Here is a 15,303-nt window from a genome sequence, read left to right on the forward strand (position 1 = left end):
CGGCGTGAGCACCGCGGGGCCGGCGACGACCGGACGCCGGGTCGCCCAGGGCGTGGCCGGCGCGGCGCTCCTCATCGCCGTCCTCACCGTGCTCGCCCGGCTGGCCGGGTTCGGCCGCACGCTGGTCTTCACCAACGCCGTCGGGCTGGACAGCACCGGCGACACCTACACCGCCGCCAACACCGTCCCGAACATCGTCTTCGAGGTGGTGGCCGGGGGAGCGCTGGCCTCCCTCGTGGTGCCCATGCTCGCCGGCGGCATCGCCACCGGCGACCGCGAGCAGGTCCGCCGCACGGCGAGCGCGCTGCTCGGCTGGACGCTGCTGGTGCTCGTGCCGCTGGCCGCGCTGCTCGCGCTGCTCGCCGAGCCGATCGCCCGGCTGCTGCTCGGCGCCGGCACCGACGCCGAGGTGGCGCTGGCCGCCCGCTTCCTACTCGTCTTCGCCCCGCAGGTGGTGCTCTACGGGCTCGCCGTCGTGCTCACCGGCGTGCTGCAGGCGCACCGCCGGTTCGCCGCCCCCGCCGTCGCGCCGCTGGTGTCGAGCGTCGTCGTCGCCGGGGCGTACGCGCTGTTCGCGTGGCTGGGCGGCTCCCGGGACGTCGAGGGGCTCTCGACGCCGGCGGAGCTGGTCCTCGGGGTGGGGACGACGCTCGGCGTGGTCGCGCTGACCCTGCCGCTGCTGCTGCCGCTGCGCCGGCTGCGGCTGGGCCTGCGCCCGTCGCTGCGCTTCCCGGTCGGCGCGGCGCCGCGCGTGCGCCGGCTGGCGCTGGCCGGGGTGCTCACCCTGGCCGGGCAGCAGCTGGTGGCCGCCGTGGCGATCCGGCTGGCCAGCGGCGCCCCCGACGGCACCCAGGTGGCCTACACCGCCGGCCTGACGCTGTTCCTGGTGCCGTGGGCCGCGGTCGCGGTCCCGCTGGCCACGTCGGCCTACCCGCTGCTGGCCGAGCGGGCCGGCACCGGCGACGAGGCCGGCTACCGCCGCGCGCTGGCGCCGGTGACCACGCTGGTGCTCGTCGCCTCGCTCGGCACCGCCGCGGTGCTCGCCGCCGTCGCCGGGCCCATGGCGCGGGTGTTCCTCGTCGGCGGGCCCGACGCCGACGTCGCCGCGCTGCGCGACACGATCCTCGGCTTCGCCCCGGGCCTGGCGGGCTACGGGCTGGTCGCCGTGCTCACCCGCGCGCTGTACGCCCGGGGGCTGTGGAAGGCGCCCACCGCGTGCGTGCTCGGCGGGTGGCTGCTCGCCGTCGCCGCCGACGTCGTCCTCTCCGCGCTGCTGCCGCCCGCCGACCGGGCGCTGGCGCTGGCCGCCGGGCACAGCACCGGCGTCACCGTGGCGGGGCTCGCACTGCTCGCCGTCACCGCCCGGGTGGCGCCCGGCGGGCTGGCCGGCGTCGCCCGCACCGGCCTGCCCGCCCTGCTCGCGGCGCTGGCCGGCGCCGCCGCCGGGCTGCTCACCGCCCGCGCGCTGGACGCCGACCCCGTGCCCGGCGGGTCGCTGCCCGGTGCGGTCGGGGCCGGGGTGCTCGCCGCCGCGGCCGTGACCGCCGTGGCGGCGGCGGTCATGATGGGGACGGCGCGCCGGCCCCTGCTGGCGGCGGTGCGCGGGCTGCGGACGCCCGGGGGGACGGAGGTGCACGGTGACTGACGCGGGAGGCGCACCGGCACCGCTCGCCGGCCGCCGTGTCGCCGAGGTGCTGGCCACGAGCACCGGCGGCGTGGGCACCCACCTGCGCTCGGTGCTGCCCGCGCTCGCCGGAGCGGGGGCCGCGGTCACCGTCTGCGGGCCCGCCGCCACCGACGCCCTGTTCGGCTTCTCCGCCGCCGCCCGCTTCACCCCGGTCGAGATCTCCGCCGGCCTCGACCCGCTCGCCGACGCCCGCGCCGTGCGGGCCCTGCGCCGCGCGCTGGGCGGCGCCGACCTGGTGCACGCCCACGGCCTGCGCGCGGGGCTGGTGGCCTCCGCCGCGGTGCGCACCGGGCCGCCGCGCCGGCTCGTCGTCACCCTGCACAACGCCCTGCCCGACCGCGCCGGCCCGCTGCGCCGCGTGCTCGCGCGGGCCGAGCGGGCCACCGTCCGCGCCGCCGACGTCGTGCTGGCGGCCTCGGCCGACCTCGCGGAGAACGCGCACCGCCTCGGCGCCCGCGACGTCCGGGTGGCGCCCGTGTCGGCGCCCGCGCTGCCCCCGCCCACCCGCACCCGCGAGGAGGTCCGCGCCGGCCTCGGCCTCGCCGACGGCCGCCCGCTGGTCCTCGCCGTCGGCCGGCTGCACCCGCAGAAGGGCTACGACGTCCTGCTCGACGCCGCGGCGACCTGGACGGGGGAGCCGCGGCCGCTGGTCGCGATCGCCGGCGACGGGCCGCTGGAGGCGGAGCTGTCGGCACGGATCGCCCACGAGTCCCTGCCGGTGGCGCTGCTCGGCCGGCGCGACGACGTCGCCGACCTGCTCGCCGCCGCCGACCTCGTGGTGCTGCCCTCCCGCTGGGAGGCCCGCTCGCTCACCGCCCAGGAGGCGCTGCGGGCCGGCACGCCGCTGGTGGCCACCCGCGCCGGCGGGCTGCCCGGGCTGCTCGGCGACGCCGCGGTGCTCGTCCCGCCCGGCGACGCCGCGGCGCTCGCGTCCGCGGTCCGCGACCTGCTCGCCGACCCGGCCCGCGCCGCCGACCTGGCCGCCGCCGGGCGCGAGCGGGCCGCCGGCTGGCCCGACGAGGCGGCCACCGCCCGCACGCTGGCCGCCGTCTACCGCGAGCTGCTGGGCCCGCCGGAGAGCGGCGCGGCATGAGGCGGGCCGCCGTCCTGCTGCTCGCGGTGCTGGGGGTGCTGGCGCTCGCGCTGCCGGGCGCCGGCTCCGCGGCGGCGGCCGGCGACCCCTCGGCCGACCGGGTGCTCGTCGTCGGCGTGCCGGGGCTCGTCTGGGACGACGTCGACCCCGGGGCGACCCCCGCGCTCTGGGAGCTGGCCGACACCTCGCCGATCGGCGCCGGGTCGGTGCGGGCGGCGCGCTCCACGACCTGCCTGCTCGACGGCTGGGCCACCCTCGGCGCCGGCAACCGCGCCCGCTTCCCCGCGCCCGACGAGGCCGCGCCGCCGGTCCCGCTGCCCACCGTGCCGCTGCCCGGGGAGACGCCGGGGGCCGGGCCCGACGCCACGCCGTCGCCCGAGCCGGTGCCCGCCGGCCCGCCGGCCAGCCCCGAGCTGTCGCACTGCGGCCTGCAGGAGCGGCTCGCGCAGGTGGGCCTGGCCGACCCGCTGACCGCCGTGCGGGCCGTCGCCGAGGACCCGGCCACGACCCGCTTCGGCGCCGAACCCGGCGCCCTGGGCACCGCCGTCGGCTGCGCCACCGCCGTCGGGCGGGCCGCCACGCTGGCCGTGGCCGCGCCGGGGGTGGGGCTGACCCGCGAGGAGGCGCTGCCGGAGGACCCGGCCGCCGTCGCCGCGCTGCTCGAGCCCTGCCCGCTCACGCTGGTGTCCCTGGACGGGCTGGTCGACGCCGGCGTCCCCGCCCCCGAGGGCAGCGAGACCGGCACCGAGCCCGCCTCCCGCGAGGCGGCGCTGGCCGGCATCGACGACGCCGTCGCGCGGCTGCGGGCCGCCGTCGCCGCCCTGCCCGGCGAGACGCTGCTGCTCCTCCACGGCGTGTCGGAGGTCAACGACGGCCGCCCGCAGCTGCACGTGGCCATCGCGTCCGGGCCGGGGTTCACCGAGCCGGGCTGGCTGACCTCCGCGAGCACCGGCCGGGCGCCGTTCACCCAGCTCATCGACGTCGCGCCCACCGTGCTGCGGGCCCTCGACGCCGAGCGGCCGGCGTCGGTCAACGGGCAGCCGCTGGCCGTCGCCGAGGGCCGGCCGGGCACCGCCGAGGCCGTCGCCGCGCTCGAGCGGGCCAACACCGCCGCCGTCACCCACCACCGCAGCACCGGCACCTTCTTCGTCGGGCTGGTCGCCGTCGACGCCGCCGTCGTCGCCCTCGGCCTGCTCGTGCTGGGCCTGCGCGGGCGGGCGCGGCCCCGGCTGCGGCCGCTCCTGGAGGCCGCCGCGCTGGCCGCCGCGTCGCTGCCGGTGGCCACCTACCTCGCCGGGCTGCTGCCCTGGGAGCGCACCGGCGCGCCGCGGTGGGCGCTGGCCGGGTCGGTGCTGCTGGCCACCGCCGTCGTGGCCGCGCTCGCGCTCCTCGGCCCGTGGCGGCGCCGCCGGCTCGGCCCGCCGCTGGTCGTCCTCGGCATCACCCTGGCCACCCTCGTCGGCGACGTGCTCGCCGGCTCGCCGCTGGAGCTCGACGGCCTGCTCGGGTACGACGCGATCGTCGCCGGGCGGTTCACCGGCTACGGCAACCTGAGCTCCGGCCTGCTCGCCGCCGCCGCGCTGCTGTCCACCGCGGTGCTCGCCACCGCCGCCGGCCGCCGCGCCGGCCGGGGCCGCGACGACGGCGGGCGGGACGACGGCGGGCGGCGGCAGCGGCGGATCACCGGGGCGGTCGTCCTCGGCGCCGGGGCGCTCGCCACCGTGCTCGTCGGCACGCCGTCGCTGGGCCGCGACTTCGGCGGCGTGCTCGCGGCGCTGCCCGGCTTCCTGCTGCTGGCGATGCTGCTCACCGGCGTGCGGGTGACCCTCGTCCGGCTCGGCGCGGTGCTCGCCGCCGGGGTGGTCGCCGTCGGCGCGCTCGCCGTCCTCGACTGGACGCGCCCGGCCGACGAGCGCAGCCACCTCGGCCGGTTCGTCGAGCAGCTGCTCACCGGCGAGGCGTGGACGGTGGTCAGCCGCAAGGCGCAGGCCAACGTCGACATCCTGCTCGGCAGCGCACTGTCCTGGCTGCTGCCCGTGGCGCTGGTGGCCGCGCTGTGGCTGGTCCGCAGCGGGCTGGTCCGCGGCCGGCTGGGCCGCGGGCCGCTGCGGGGACCGGGGCTGCTGCGCGACGGCGGCTCGGGGCTGGCCCGTGCCGACGCCGCGGTGCTGCGCGCGGGGCTGGTCGCCACCGCCCTGAGCCTCGCCCTGGGGGCCGCCGTCAACGACTCCGGGGTGGCGCTGCCGGCCACCGCCGCGGCGCTGCTGGTGCCGCTGCTGGTGGCGCTGGCGGCGACGTCCCCCGCCCGGGGGGACGTGGCCGACGGCACCGCGGGCGAGGACGACGGTGGTGTTACGGTTGCCTCCCGTGGGTCGACCTGGAACACGTGATCGCGGGCTCCTCCACAACTCCCAGCCGACGAAGTTCGTCTTCGTCACCGGTGGAGTTGTCTCCTCTCTCGGCAAGGGCCTGACGGCCAGCTCGCTCGGCGCGCTGCTGTCCGCCCGAGGCCTGCGGGTGACCATGCAGAAGCTGGACCCGTACCTGAACGTCGATCCCGGGACGATGAACCCGTTCCAGCACGGCGAGGTCTTCGTCACCGAGGACGGCGCCGAGACCGACCTCGACGTCGGTCACTACGAGCGGTTCCTCGACACCGACCTCGGCGCGCGCTCGAACGTCACCACCGGGCAGGTGTACTCCGACGTCATCGCCAAGGAGCGGCGCGGGGAGTACCTCGGGGACACCGTGCAGGTGATCCCGCACATCACCAACGAGATCAAGGCGCGCATCCTCGCCGCCGCCGAGACCGGCGCGGCAGGGGACGGCGACGGTGACGGCGACGACGGCGGCGTGGACGTCGTCATCACCGAGATCGGCGGCACCGTCGGCGACATCGAGTCGCTGCCCTTCCTCGAGGCCGCCCGGCAGGTGCGCCACGAGATCGGCCGCGACAACTGCTTCTTCCTGCACATCTCGCTGGTGCCCTACATCGCGCCCTCCGGCGAGCTGAAGACCAAGCCGACGCAGCACTCGGTGGCCGCGCTGCGCAACATCGGCATCCAGCCCGACGCGCTGGTCTGCCGCGCCGACCGCGAGATCGGCACCGCGCTCAAGCGCAAGATCAGCCTGATGTGCGACGTCGACACCGAGGGCGTCATCGCCTGCCCCGACGCGCCGTCGATCTACGACATCCCGAAGGTGCTGCACCGCGAGGGCCTCGACGCCTACGTCGTGCGCCGCCTGGGCCTGCCGTTCCGCGACGTCGACTGGACGGTGTGGGGCGACCTGCTCGACCGCGTCCACCGGCCGAAGCAGACGGTGACCATCGCGCTGGTCGGCAAGTACGTCGACCTGCCCGACGCCTACCTGTCGGTCAGCGAGGCGCTGCGGGCCGGCGGGTTCGCCCACCGCAGCCGGGTGCAGATCCGCTGGGTGCCGTCGGACGAGTGCCAGACCCCCGAGGGCGCGGCGGCCGCGCTCGGCGACGTCGACGGCGTCTGCATCCCCGGCGGGTTCGGCGTACGCGGCATCGAGGGCAAGCTCGGCGCCATCCGCTACAGCCGCACCAACGGCATCCCGACGCTGGGCCTGTGCCTGGGCCTGCAGTGCATGGTCATCGAGTACGCCCGCGACGTCGCCGGCCTCGAGCAGGCGAACTCCGCCGAGTTCGACCCCGACACCCCGGACGCGGTGATCGCGACCATGGCCAGCCAGGTCGACGTCATCGCCGGCGAGCGCGGCCTCGGCGGCACGATGCGGCTGGGCAGCTACCCGGCGGCGCTGCTCAAGGGCTCGCAGGCCGCGGCCGCCTACGGCGCCACGGAGATCACCGAGCGGCACCGGCACCGCTACGAGGTGGCCAACGCCTACCGCGACCGGCTCTCCGAGGCCGGCCTGGTGTTCAGCGGCACCTCGCCCGACGGCCTGCTGGTCGAGTTCGCCGAGCTGCCGCGCGAGGTGCACCCGTTCTTCGTCGGCACCCAGGCCCACCCGGAGCTCAAGAGCCGCCCGACCCGCCCGCACCCGCTGTTCGCCGCGTTCGTGGCCGCGGCGATCGAGCGCCAGGAGTCCGCGCGGCTCCCCGTGCCGCTCGACGAGGCCGAGAAGGTGGGCATCTGATGACGGAGCCGGCCGCCGAGGGCGACTACCGCGTCCTCGGCACCGAGACCGTCTACGAGGGCCGGGTGATCCGGCTGGTCAAGGACACCGTCGCGATGCCCGGCGGCGGGGACAGCGTGCGCGAGGTGGTCCGCCACCCCGGCGCGGTCGCCGTCGTCGCGCTCGACGACGACGACAACGTCGTCCTGGTCCGGCAGTACCGGCACCCGGTGGGCGGCTACCTGTGGGAGCTGCCGGCCGGGCTGCGCGACGCCGACGGCGAGGCCCCGCTGCTCACCGGGCAGCGCGAGCTCGCCGAGGAGGCGCTGCTGTCGGCGGAGCGCTGGTCACTGCTGACGACGACCTTCAGCACGCCCGGCTTCTGCGACGAGCAGGTGCTGGTCTACCTCGCCGAGGGCCTGTCCGACGTCGGCCGGCCCGAGGGCTTCACCGTCGAGCACGAGGAGCTCGACATGACGATCGAGCGGGTGCCGCTGGCCGACGCGGTGCAGCGGGTGTTCGACGGCGCGATCCGCAACTCGGCGGCCGTCATCGGCCTGCTGGCCGCCGCCCAGCACCGCGCCGCGCGGCCGCGGCTGCGTCCCCTCGACGCCACCTGAGGTCTCCTCCCTCTGACGCTCGTGCTCTGCACACCACCGTGTGCAGGGCACGAGCGTCGGCGTGAGGACCTGCCGGCCGGCGGGGCCCGGCGCGTGAGCGGGCGCCGCTCAGCCGACGACGACCGGGCTCGACCAGCCGACCTGCACGTACTCGACCACCTGGGTGTCGAGGTCGAGGACGGCCTCCTCGAGCCAGAACACGTACGGCGTGCCCGGCGTCAGCCCGGTGAGCACCGCGCTCACCTCGCCGCAGTCGGCGCGCTGCGCCGCGTCCACCCGCGGGGGCGCCGGCTGCTCGCCGGCCACCAGCCGCTGGCTGACCGCGGTCACGCGGTAGCCCTGCACGGTCTCGCGGCCGTCGGCCTGCCAGGTGACGGTGGCGGAGCCCGGGCCCGGGACGACGCCCGGCGGCATCTGCCGCAGGCTGCCGTAGCCGCCGCACTGCGCGGGCGGCGGCGTGACCTCCAGCGGCTCGCCGCGGGGGACCATCGGCGCGGGCAGCTGGACGTCCATCCGGCGCGGCACCGGCAGGGCGAGCACGGGCGTGTCGACGGCGGGCTCCGGCAGGGCCGTGACCGCCTGCGGGGTGAGCACCGGCGCGGGTTCCGGGCCGTCGGCGGTGCCGGCGTTGCGGAACGGCGCCCAGGACGCGCTGACCTCCGCGGCGATCTCGGTGGCGGGCGCCGACAGCGCCACCAGCCCGACGGCCGCGGCGGCGGTCACGCGCCCGGCGATCCCGGCGGCCGACGCGCCCCGGCGGCCCCGCCGTCGTCCCCGCGTGCGTCCCGCTCGTCCCACCGACACCTCCCGATCCGCCCGGGACATCGGCACCGGCGGGAGCGATGTCAACCCGAGAACGGGGGAGCGGTGGCGCCGGGACCAGGGGTGGTGGCGCCCGACCCGGGGCCGTCCGGGGCGGGCAGCCGCAGGCCCAGCCGCCCGGCCTCCAGCGCCGCCAGGGCGCGCACGGCGGCCGGGTCGCCGGCCCGCCACGCCTCCCCGGTGCCCGGCGGAAGGGCGGCCAGCCGGGGCAGGGGAGCGGTGGCGACGGCGCGGGCGGCCAGCAGGTGCAGGTCCGGGTGCCGGCCGCCGGCCAGCCGGGTCACCGCCGTCGCCTCGCGGATCCAGCCCAGCCGCCACGGCAGCCAGCGCAGCAGCGCCCAGCCGACCGGCAGCACCACGAGCACGACGGCGAGCACGAACGCCAGCGTGCCGACGGCGTCCTGCGCGGCCTGCCCCGCGCCGCGCACCGAGCCCGCGGCGTCGCCGAGCGCGTCGAACGGCGACGACAGCTCGTCGCCGACCACCGGCACGTCCTGCGCCGCGTCGGCCGCCGAGCCCATGCTGTCGGCCACCGAGGAGCCGAGGTCCTCCACCGCGCGGCCGGGCTCGGCGAGCACCAGCACCGCCCCGTGCACCGTGCGCGCCACGACCACCCACAGCACGACCCAGGCCAGCAGGCCCGCGTCGGCGAGCAGCTGGCGCAGCCGGTGGTCGGGTCGGGCGGCGTACAGGCGCATGGATCAGCCTTCCGGGTGGACGCACGGGGACTCGGGCCATCGTCGGCGCTGCGCGGACTGGCGGCAGCGCGGGCGCTGGCTAGGGTCCGATCTGGTTCCCCACCGGGAGCCACGTCACAGGCGCGGGACCGACGACCTCGGCCCGGCCGTCGCAGAACGGGAGCGGATCGCATGCACGTCGGGGTGCCTCGCGAGGTCAAGAACAGGGAGTACCGGGTCGCGCTGACCCCCGCCGGGGTCACCGAGCTGACCCGGGCCGGGCACACGGTGCTCGTCGAGCGGGGCGCCGGCGAGGGGAGCTCCATCCCGGACGCCGACTTCACCGCCGCCGGCGCGCGGATCGTCGGCAGCGCCGACGACGTCTGGGCCGACGCCGACCTGCTGCTCAAGGTCAAGGAGCCGGTCGAGGAGGAGTACGGCCGGCTCCGCGCGGGGCAGACGCTGTTCACCTATCTGCACCTGGCGGCGTCGAAGGCGTGCACCGACGCGCTCGTGGCCTCGGGCACCACCGCCATCGCCTACGAGACGGTGCAGACGGCGAACGGCGCCCTGCCGCTGCTCGCGCCGATGAGCGAGGTCGCCGGCCGGATGGCGCCGCAGGTCGGGGCGCACAGCCTGGAGCGGGCGCACGGCGGCCGCGGCGTGCTGCTCGGCGGGGTGTCGGGCGTCTACGCGGCGAAGGTCGTCGTCATCGGCGCCGGGGTGTCGGGGATGAACGCCGCCACCATCGCGCTGGGCATGCAGGCCGAGGTCGTCGTCCTCGACCGCGACGTCGACAAGCTGCGCGCCGCCGACGCCATCTACCGCGGGCACCTGCAGACGGTCACCTCCAACTCCTACGAGGTGGAGCGGGCCGTCCTCGACGCCGACCTGGTGATCGGCGCCGTGCTCGTCCCCGGCGCCAAGGCGCCGACGCTGGTGAGCAACGAGCTGGTCTCGCGGATGAAGCCGGGCTCGGTGCTCGTGGACATCGCCGTCGACCAGGGCGGCTGCTTCGAGGACAGCCGGCCCACGACACACGACGAGCCGACCTTCCGCGTGCACGGGTCGGTGTTCTACTGCGTGGCGAACATGCCGGGCGCGGTCCCCAACACCTCCACCTACGCACTGACCAACGTGACGCTGCCCTACGTCATGGCCCTGGCCGGGAAGGGCACGCGGGCGGCGGTCGCCGACGACCCGGCGCTGGCCCACGGGGTCAACGTCGTGGCCGGCGAGGTGGTGCTGCCGGAGGTCGCGGAGGCGCACGGCATGACCGCCGTGCCGTGGGAGGAGCTGCTGTCCTGACCGCCGTCCTGTCGCCCGGTCCCGCCGTCGAGCGGGTGGTGTCCGGCTACCTCGACCACCTCACCGTCGAGCGCGGCCTGGCCGCCAACACCATCGCCTCCTACCGCCGCGACCTGCGGCGGTACACGCAGTTCCTCACCGGCGCCGGCGTGCGCGGGCTGGGGGAGGTGGCCGAGAGCGACGTCGCCGGGTTCCTCGCCGCTCTGCGCGCCGGGGACGACGAGCACCCGCCGCTGTCGGCCACCTCGGCGGCGCGCGCCGTCGTCGCCGTCCGCGGGCTGCACCGGTTCGCGCTGCTCGACGGGCTGGTCACCGGCGACGTCGCCGCCGAAGTCCGTCCGCCGGCCCCGGCGCGGCGGCTGCCCAAGGCGGTGCCGGTGGAGGCGGTGGTGGCGCTCATCGAGGCGGCGGGGTCGGTCGAGGGGCCGCGCGGGCTGCGCGACCGGGCGCTGCTGGAGGTGCTGTACGGCACCGGGGCGCGCATCTCCGAGGCGGTGGGGCTGGCCGTCGACGACCTCGACCGCGGCCAGGCGGTGGTGCGGCTGGCGGGCAAGGGCGGCAAGGAGCGGATCGTCCCGGTGGGCAGCTTCGCGCTGCGCGCCGTCGAGGAGTACCTGGTGCGCGCCCGCCCGGCCCTGGCCGCCGCCGGGAGGGGCGGCGTCCGGGGCGGGCGGCTGTTCCTCAACGCCCGCGGCGGACCGCTGTCGCGGCAGAGCGCCTGGGCGATCCTGCGCTCGGCGGCGGAGCGCACCGGCGACGCGTCCCTGGCCGAGCACGTCTCCCCGCACACGCTGCGCCACTCGTTCGCCACCCACCTGCTCGACGGCGGCGCCGACGTGCGCGTGGTGCAGGAGCTGCTCGGCCACGCGTCGGTGACGACGACGCAGGTCTACACGCTCGTCACGGTCGACAAGCTGCGCGAGGTCTACGCGGGCAGCCACCCGCGGGCCCTGTCCTGACGACGGCGGGGCGCCCTGTTCGGCAGGTCCTGCCCACGGCTACTCGCCGGTACGCGGGAACCTGGGCGAGATCCGCCAGCGACCGGCGTGTCCCGTGGATCGGGGCAGGTGATCTCCCTACCGTCGTGCCCGGACCCGAGCGGACCGGGCCGGCCGACCGCGGCCGGCACCGCCGGGGAGCACGGAGGAAGGGCGACTCATGGCGATCCGAGGGGACGTGGCCGGTCAGGCTCTCGCACTCCCGGCCGACGGCGGCGAGATGGGTGCGGCCGCCTCGCGGCTGGACCCGGCCCGCGCGCGTCAGCGCAAGCTGCCGGAGCCCCCGCCGCTGAAGCAGCACGGCCCGGCGCGCGTCATCGCGATGTGCAACCAGAAGGGCGGCGTCGGCAAGACGACGTCGACGATCAACCTGGGCGCCTCGCTGGTGGAGTACGGCCGCCGCGTGCTGCTGGTCGACCTCGACCCGCAGGGCGCGCTGTCGGTCGGCCTCGGCGTCCCCGCGCAGCAGCTCGACCGCACGATCTACAACGCCCTCATGGAGCGGCGCACCACGCTGGCCGACGTCCGCGTGGGCACCGACGTGCCCGGCCTGGACCTGGTGCCCAGCAACATCGACCTGTCCGCCGCCGAGGTCCAGCTGGTCAGCGAGGTCGCCCGCGAGCAGACCCTGCTGCGCGCCCTGGACTCCGTGCGCGACGAGTACGACTACATCCTCATCGACTGCCAGCCCTCGCTCGGCCTGCTCACGGTCAACGCCCTGACCGCGGCGCACGGCGTGGTGATCCCGCTGGAGTGCGAGTTCTTCTCCCTGCGCGGCGTGGCCCTGCTCGTGGACACGATCGACAAGGTCAAGGAGCGGCTCAACCCGTCGCTGGAGATCGACGGCATCCTCGCCACGATGTACGACTCGCGGACCGTGCACTGCCGCGAGGTCTTCAGCCGGGTGGTCGAGGCCTTCGGCGACACCGTCTTCCGGACCGTCATCCAGCGCACCGTGCGGTTCCCGGAGACCACCGTCGCCGGCCAGCCGATCACCACCTGGGCGCCCACCTCCTCGGGTGCGGCCGCCTACCGCGACCTGGCGAAGGAGGTCATCTCACTGTGAGCGAGCTCGCGAGCTCACCGATGACAAGCGGACGTCGCGGAGCGCGTCCGACGAGCGCCAGCGAGGAGGTCGCGTGACCCGCCGTCCCGTGCTCCCGGGCGCTGCGGAGCTGTTCCGGCGCACCGACACCCCGCCCGCGGCGGAGGTCACCGAGCTGCCCAACCTGTCGTCGGCCACGGCCTCCCCGGCGCTGCGCTCGCCGCGCCGCCGTCCGGAGCCCGAGCCCGAGGCGGAGGTCGAGCAGCCCGCGACCCCGCTCACCCTCGTCCCCGGCGGCGCGCCCGCCGACCCGCTGGCCGCCTACCGCGCGCCCGCGACGCTGCCCGCCCCGGGCGCGCGCACCCGCGGCAAGGCCGCCCGCGCCGCCGGCGCCGGCCGCACCCGGCACGACGAGAAGATCACCGTCTACATCTCGGCCGAGGACCTCCTGGCGCTGGAGAGCGCCCGGCTGTCGCTGCGCGCCGAGCACGGCGTCGCCGCCGACCGCGGCCGGATCGTCCGCGAGGCGATCTCGGTGCTGCTGGCCGACCTCGCCGACAACGGCGAGGACTCCGTCCTCGTCCGCCGCCTGAAGGGCTGACGTCCGGGCCCGCCTCCCGCATGCGGGAGGCGACCCAGGGGCCATCAGCGCTACACAGGCCCCGCCCGGCCGCCGTCCGGAGGCCGGCGGAGTCCGCCTCCCGCGCGGGTGACCGGAACTGTCGGTGGGAGCGGATAGCCTTGCGTTCCGTGAGCACGGGAACGCACGCGGTCGCAGCCGCGCCGGAGGTCGCCGACCCCGGCCGGTTCACCGTGCGGCTCACCAACTTCGAGGGCCCGTTCGACCTGCTGCTGCAGCTGATCGGCCGCCACCAGCTCGACGTCACCGAGATCGCGCTGTCGGTCGTCACCGACGACTTCATCGCCCACCTGCGGGCGCTCGGCGACGAGCTCGACCTCGACCAGGCCAGCGAGTTCCTCGTCGTCGCGGCCACCCTGCTCGACCTCAAGGCCGCCCGGCTGCTGCCCGCCGCCGAGGTGGAGGACGAGGAGGACCTCGAGCTGCTCGAGGCCCGCGACCTGCTGTTCGCCCGGCTGCTGCAGTACCGCGCCTACAAGGAGGCCGCGGGGGTGCTGCGCGAGCGGGAGGCCGAGGGCGTCCGGCGCTTCCCGCGCTCGGCGCCGCTGGAGCCCCGGTTCGCCGGCCTGCTGCCCGAGGTGCTGCTCGGCATCACCCCCGAGCGCTTCGCCGCCCTGGCCGCGCGGGCGCTCGCGCCCAAGGAGCCGCCGACCGTCGGCGTGACCCACCTGCACGCGCCGCCGGTCAGCGTGGCCGAGCAGCTTCTCGCCGTCCGCGCGGCCCTGCTCGGCGCCGGGGCGGTCAGCTTCCGGGCGCTCACCGTCGACTGCTCCTCCACGCTGGAGGTCGTGGCCCGCTTCCTCGCCCTGCTCGAGCTCTACCGCCAGCAGCGGGTCGTGTTCGACCAGCCCACCCCCCTCGGCGAGCTGCAGGTGCAGTGGACCGGCCCGGCCACCGTCTCCGCCGTCTCCGACCTCGGGGGAGCGGGGGACGACCGCGCCGACGAGCGGGTCGCCTCGTGAGCGAGCGGGAGGACGAGCGCGGGCCGATCTCCTGGGAGGCGCTGGCCGCCGAGCTGGAGGCCACGCGCGACGACGACGAGGAGGCCGCCGGCGCCGACCCGGCCGTCTGGGACGCCGTCGCCGCGCGGCTCGCCGCACGGGTGGCCGACCGGCCCGCCCCGCCGGCCGACGACGTCCCGGCCGTCCCCGACGAGCCGCTGGTGCTGCCCGGCATGCCGGAGCCGCCCGCGCCCGAGCCGGAGGCCGGCCTCGACAACGACCTCGACGACGACCTCGACGACGACGAGGTGCGCGGCGGGGTCGAGGCGCTGCTGTTCGTCGCCGAGGGCCCGGCCGGCGAGGAGACGCTGGCGGCCACGCTGCGGGTCGGCGTGCCCCGCGTGCGGGCGGCGCTGGCCGAGCTCTCCGAGGGCTACGACGCCCGGCGGGCCGGCATCGCGCTGCGCCGGGCGGGGGAGGGCTGGCGGCTCTACACCCGCGAGGAGTTCGCGCCGGTCGTCGAGCGCTCGCTGACCGGCGGCGGGCGCAGCCGGCTCACCCAGGCCGCGCTGGAGACCCTCGCCGTCATCGCCTACCGGCAGCCGGTCACCCGGGCGCGCATCTCGGCGATCCGCGGCGTCGGCGTCGACGGCGTCATGCGCACCCTGCTCACCCGCGGCCTGGTCGTCGAGGTGGGCACCGACCCCGACAGCGGCGGCGGGCTCTACGGCACGACGCCGCTGTTCCTCGAGCGCATGGGGCTCACCGGGCTGCACGAGCTGCCGCCGCTGGCCCCGCTGCTGCCCGACGCGACCGCGCTCGCCCGGGAGCAGCAGGAGGGCTGAGGCCGCCGGTGGCACCGGGTGCCGCCGTGGCTACGGTCGGCTCATGACCTCGCGCCGCACCGCCCGGACGACCGCCGCCCGCACGCTCGCCGCCTCGCTCGCCGTCCCGGCCCTGCTGCTGACCGGCTGCGGCGCCTCGGCGGACGAGCAGCGCCTGGAGGCGTTCTGCGAGCAGGTGCCCGACCTGCTGTCGGACATCACCGACGACGTCAACGCCGTCTACTCCGACCCGCAGAGCGCGCCCGACGTGCTGAACGAGGCCGTCGGGAAGCTGGAGGAGGTGCAGCCCCCGGCCGACGCCGAGGAGGTCTGGGGCGACCTGGTGAGCTCCTGGCGGGCCTTCACCGACCTCATCGAGTCGGCCGACCTGAGCGACCCGTCGGCCAACACCGACCTCGCCGAGGAGGCCACCCGGCTGCAGGGCGACCTCGTGTCCGCCGGTGAGGCCGTCGACACCTTCGGCCAGGAGAACTGCTGACCCCTCCGGCGCCCGCCGCCGGAGGCGGCCGGGGTGCGCCGGGGTGGG

General features: G+C 77.3%; 14 protein-coding genes. 12 read left to right on the plus strand and 2 right to left on the minus strand.

The features are described from left to right. The first annotated feature begins 4 nt into the window (after window positions 1–4). From murJ to WA616_RS00100, 5 genes are read left to right on the plus strand one after another with little or no spacing between them, the layout of a single operon-like run. The gene (murJ, locus tag WA616_RS00080; protein WP_336026176.1) at window positions 5–1,645 is read left to right on the plus strand and encodes a murein biosynthesis integral membrane protein MurJ; all 1,641 of its coding nucleotides are present in this window, start codon (window positions 5–7) and stop codon (window positions 1,643–1,645) included. Continuing rightward, entirely contained in the window at window positions 1,638–2,780 is a 1,143-nt protein-coding gene (locus WA616_RS00085) for a glycosyltransferase family 4 protein (protein ID WP_336026178.1), read from the plus strand. Before murJ ends, WA616_RS00085 begins: the two co-directional genes overlap by 8 nt. Beyond that, on the plus strand, window positions 2,777–5,170 hold the full coding sequence (locus WA616_RS00090; protein WP_336026180.1) for a hypothetical protein: 2,394 nt from the start codon (window positions 2,777–2,779) through the stop codon (window positions 5,168–5,170). Before WA616_RS00085 ends, WA616_RS00090 begins: the two co-directional genes overlap by 4 nt. After that, window positions 5,148–6,902, plus strand: coding sequence for a CTP synthase (locus WA616_RS00095; protein ID WP_336026181.1), 1,755 nt, complete (start codon window positions 5,148–5,150; stop codon window positions 6,900–6,902). Before WA616_RS00090 ends, WA616_RS00095 begins: the two co-directional genes overlap by 23 nt. Then, entirely contained in the window at window positions 6,902–7,501 is a 600-nt protein-coding gene (locus WA616_RS00100; protein WP_336026182.1) for an NUDIX hydrolase, read from the plus strand. Before WA616_RS00095 ends, WA616_RS00100 begins: the two co-directional genes overlap by 1 nt. A 108-nt stretch (window positions 7,502–7,609) precedes the next feature. Here the strand turns inward: WA616_RS00100 and WA616_RS00105 are convergent, their stop codons facing one another. After that, window positions 7,610–8,224: a fibronectin type III domain-containing protein gene (locus WA616_RS00105; RefSeq protein WP_336026184.1), complete on the minus strand. Its 615-nt coding sequence runs from the start codon at window positions 8,222–8,224 to the stop codon at window positions 7,610–7,612. A 122-nt stretch (window positions 8,225–8,346) separates the two neighbouring features. Beyond that, on the minus strand, window positions 8,347–9,021 hold the full coding sequence (locus WA616_RS00110) for a hypothetical protein (RefSeq protein ID WP_336026185.1): 675 nt from the start codon (window positions 9,019–9,021) through the stop codon (window positions 8,347–8,349). Window positions 9,022–9,204: 183 nt separating this feature from the next. Here WA616_RS00110 and ald point away from each other — a divergent pair, with 183 nt between their 5' ends. The 7 genes from ald to WA616_RS00145 all read left to right on the plus strand — a co-directional run bounded on the left by ald (window position 9,205) and on the right by WA616_RS00145 (window position 15,255). Beyond that, on the plus strand, window positions 9,205–10,308 hold the full coding sequence (gene ald / locus WA616_RS00115; protein ID WP_442901956.1) for an alanine dehydrogenase: 1,104 nt from the start codon (window positions 9,205–9,207) through the stop codon (window positions 10,306–10,308). Beyond that, on the plus strand, window positions 10,287–11,267 hold the full coding sequence (locus tag WA616_RS00120) for a site-specific tyrosine recombinase XerD (protein WP_336026190.1): 981 nt from the start codon (window positions 10,287–10,289) through the stop codon (window positions 11,265–11,267). The genes ald and WA616_RS00120 overlap by 22 nt, the downstream gene beginning before the upstream one ends. 199 nt (window positions 11,268–11,466) lie before the next feature. Beyond that, window positions 11,467–12,372 (plus strand): ParA family protein, encoded by a 906-nt coding sequence (locus tag WA616_RS00125; protein WP_073419668.1) that lies wholly within the window; start codon window positions 11,467–11,469, stop codon window positions 12,370–12,372. 73 nt (window positions 12,373–12,445) lie between these two features. Next, the gene (locus WA616_RS00130; protein WP_336026193.1) at window positions 12,446–12,952 is read left to right on the plus strand and encodes a hypothetical protein; all 507 of its coding nucleotides are present in this window, start codon (window positions 12,446–12,448) and stop codon (window positions 12,950–12,952) included. Window positions 12,953–13,101: 149 nt separating this feature from the next. After that, window positions 13,102–13,953, plus strand: a complete 852-nt coding sequence (locus WA616_RS00135) for a segregation and condensation protein A (RefSeq protein ID WP_336026195.1) — start codon at window positions 13,102–13,104, stop codon at window positions 13,951–13,953. Continuing rightward, window positions 13,950–14,777 (plus strand): SMC-Scp complex subunit ScpB, encoded by an 828-nt coding sequence (scpB, locus tag WA616_RS00140; RefSeq protein ID WP_336026197.1) that lies wholly within the window; start codon window positions 13,950–13,952, stop codon window positions 14,775–14,777. Before WA616_RS00135 ends, scpB begins: the two co-directional genes overlap by 4 nt. A 43-nt stretch (window positions 14,778–14,820) precedes the next feature. Then, window positions 14,821–15,255, plus strand: a complete 435-nt coding sequence (locus WA616_RS00145) for a hypothetical protein (protein WP_336026198.1) — start codon at window positions 14,821–14,823, stop codon at window positions 15,253–15,255. The last annotated feature ends 48 nt before the right edge of the window (window positions 15,256–15,303 follow it).

This window comes from Geodermatophilus sp. FMUSA9-8 (genome assembly GCF_037034165.1).
In the GTDB taxonomy this organism is placed as follows: domain Bacteria; phylum Actinomycetota; class Actinomycetes; order Mycobacteriales; family Geodermatophilaceae; genus Geodermatophilus; species Geodermatophilus nigrescens.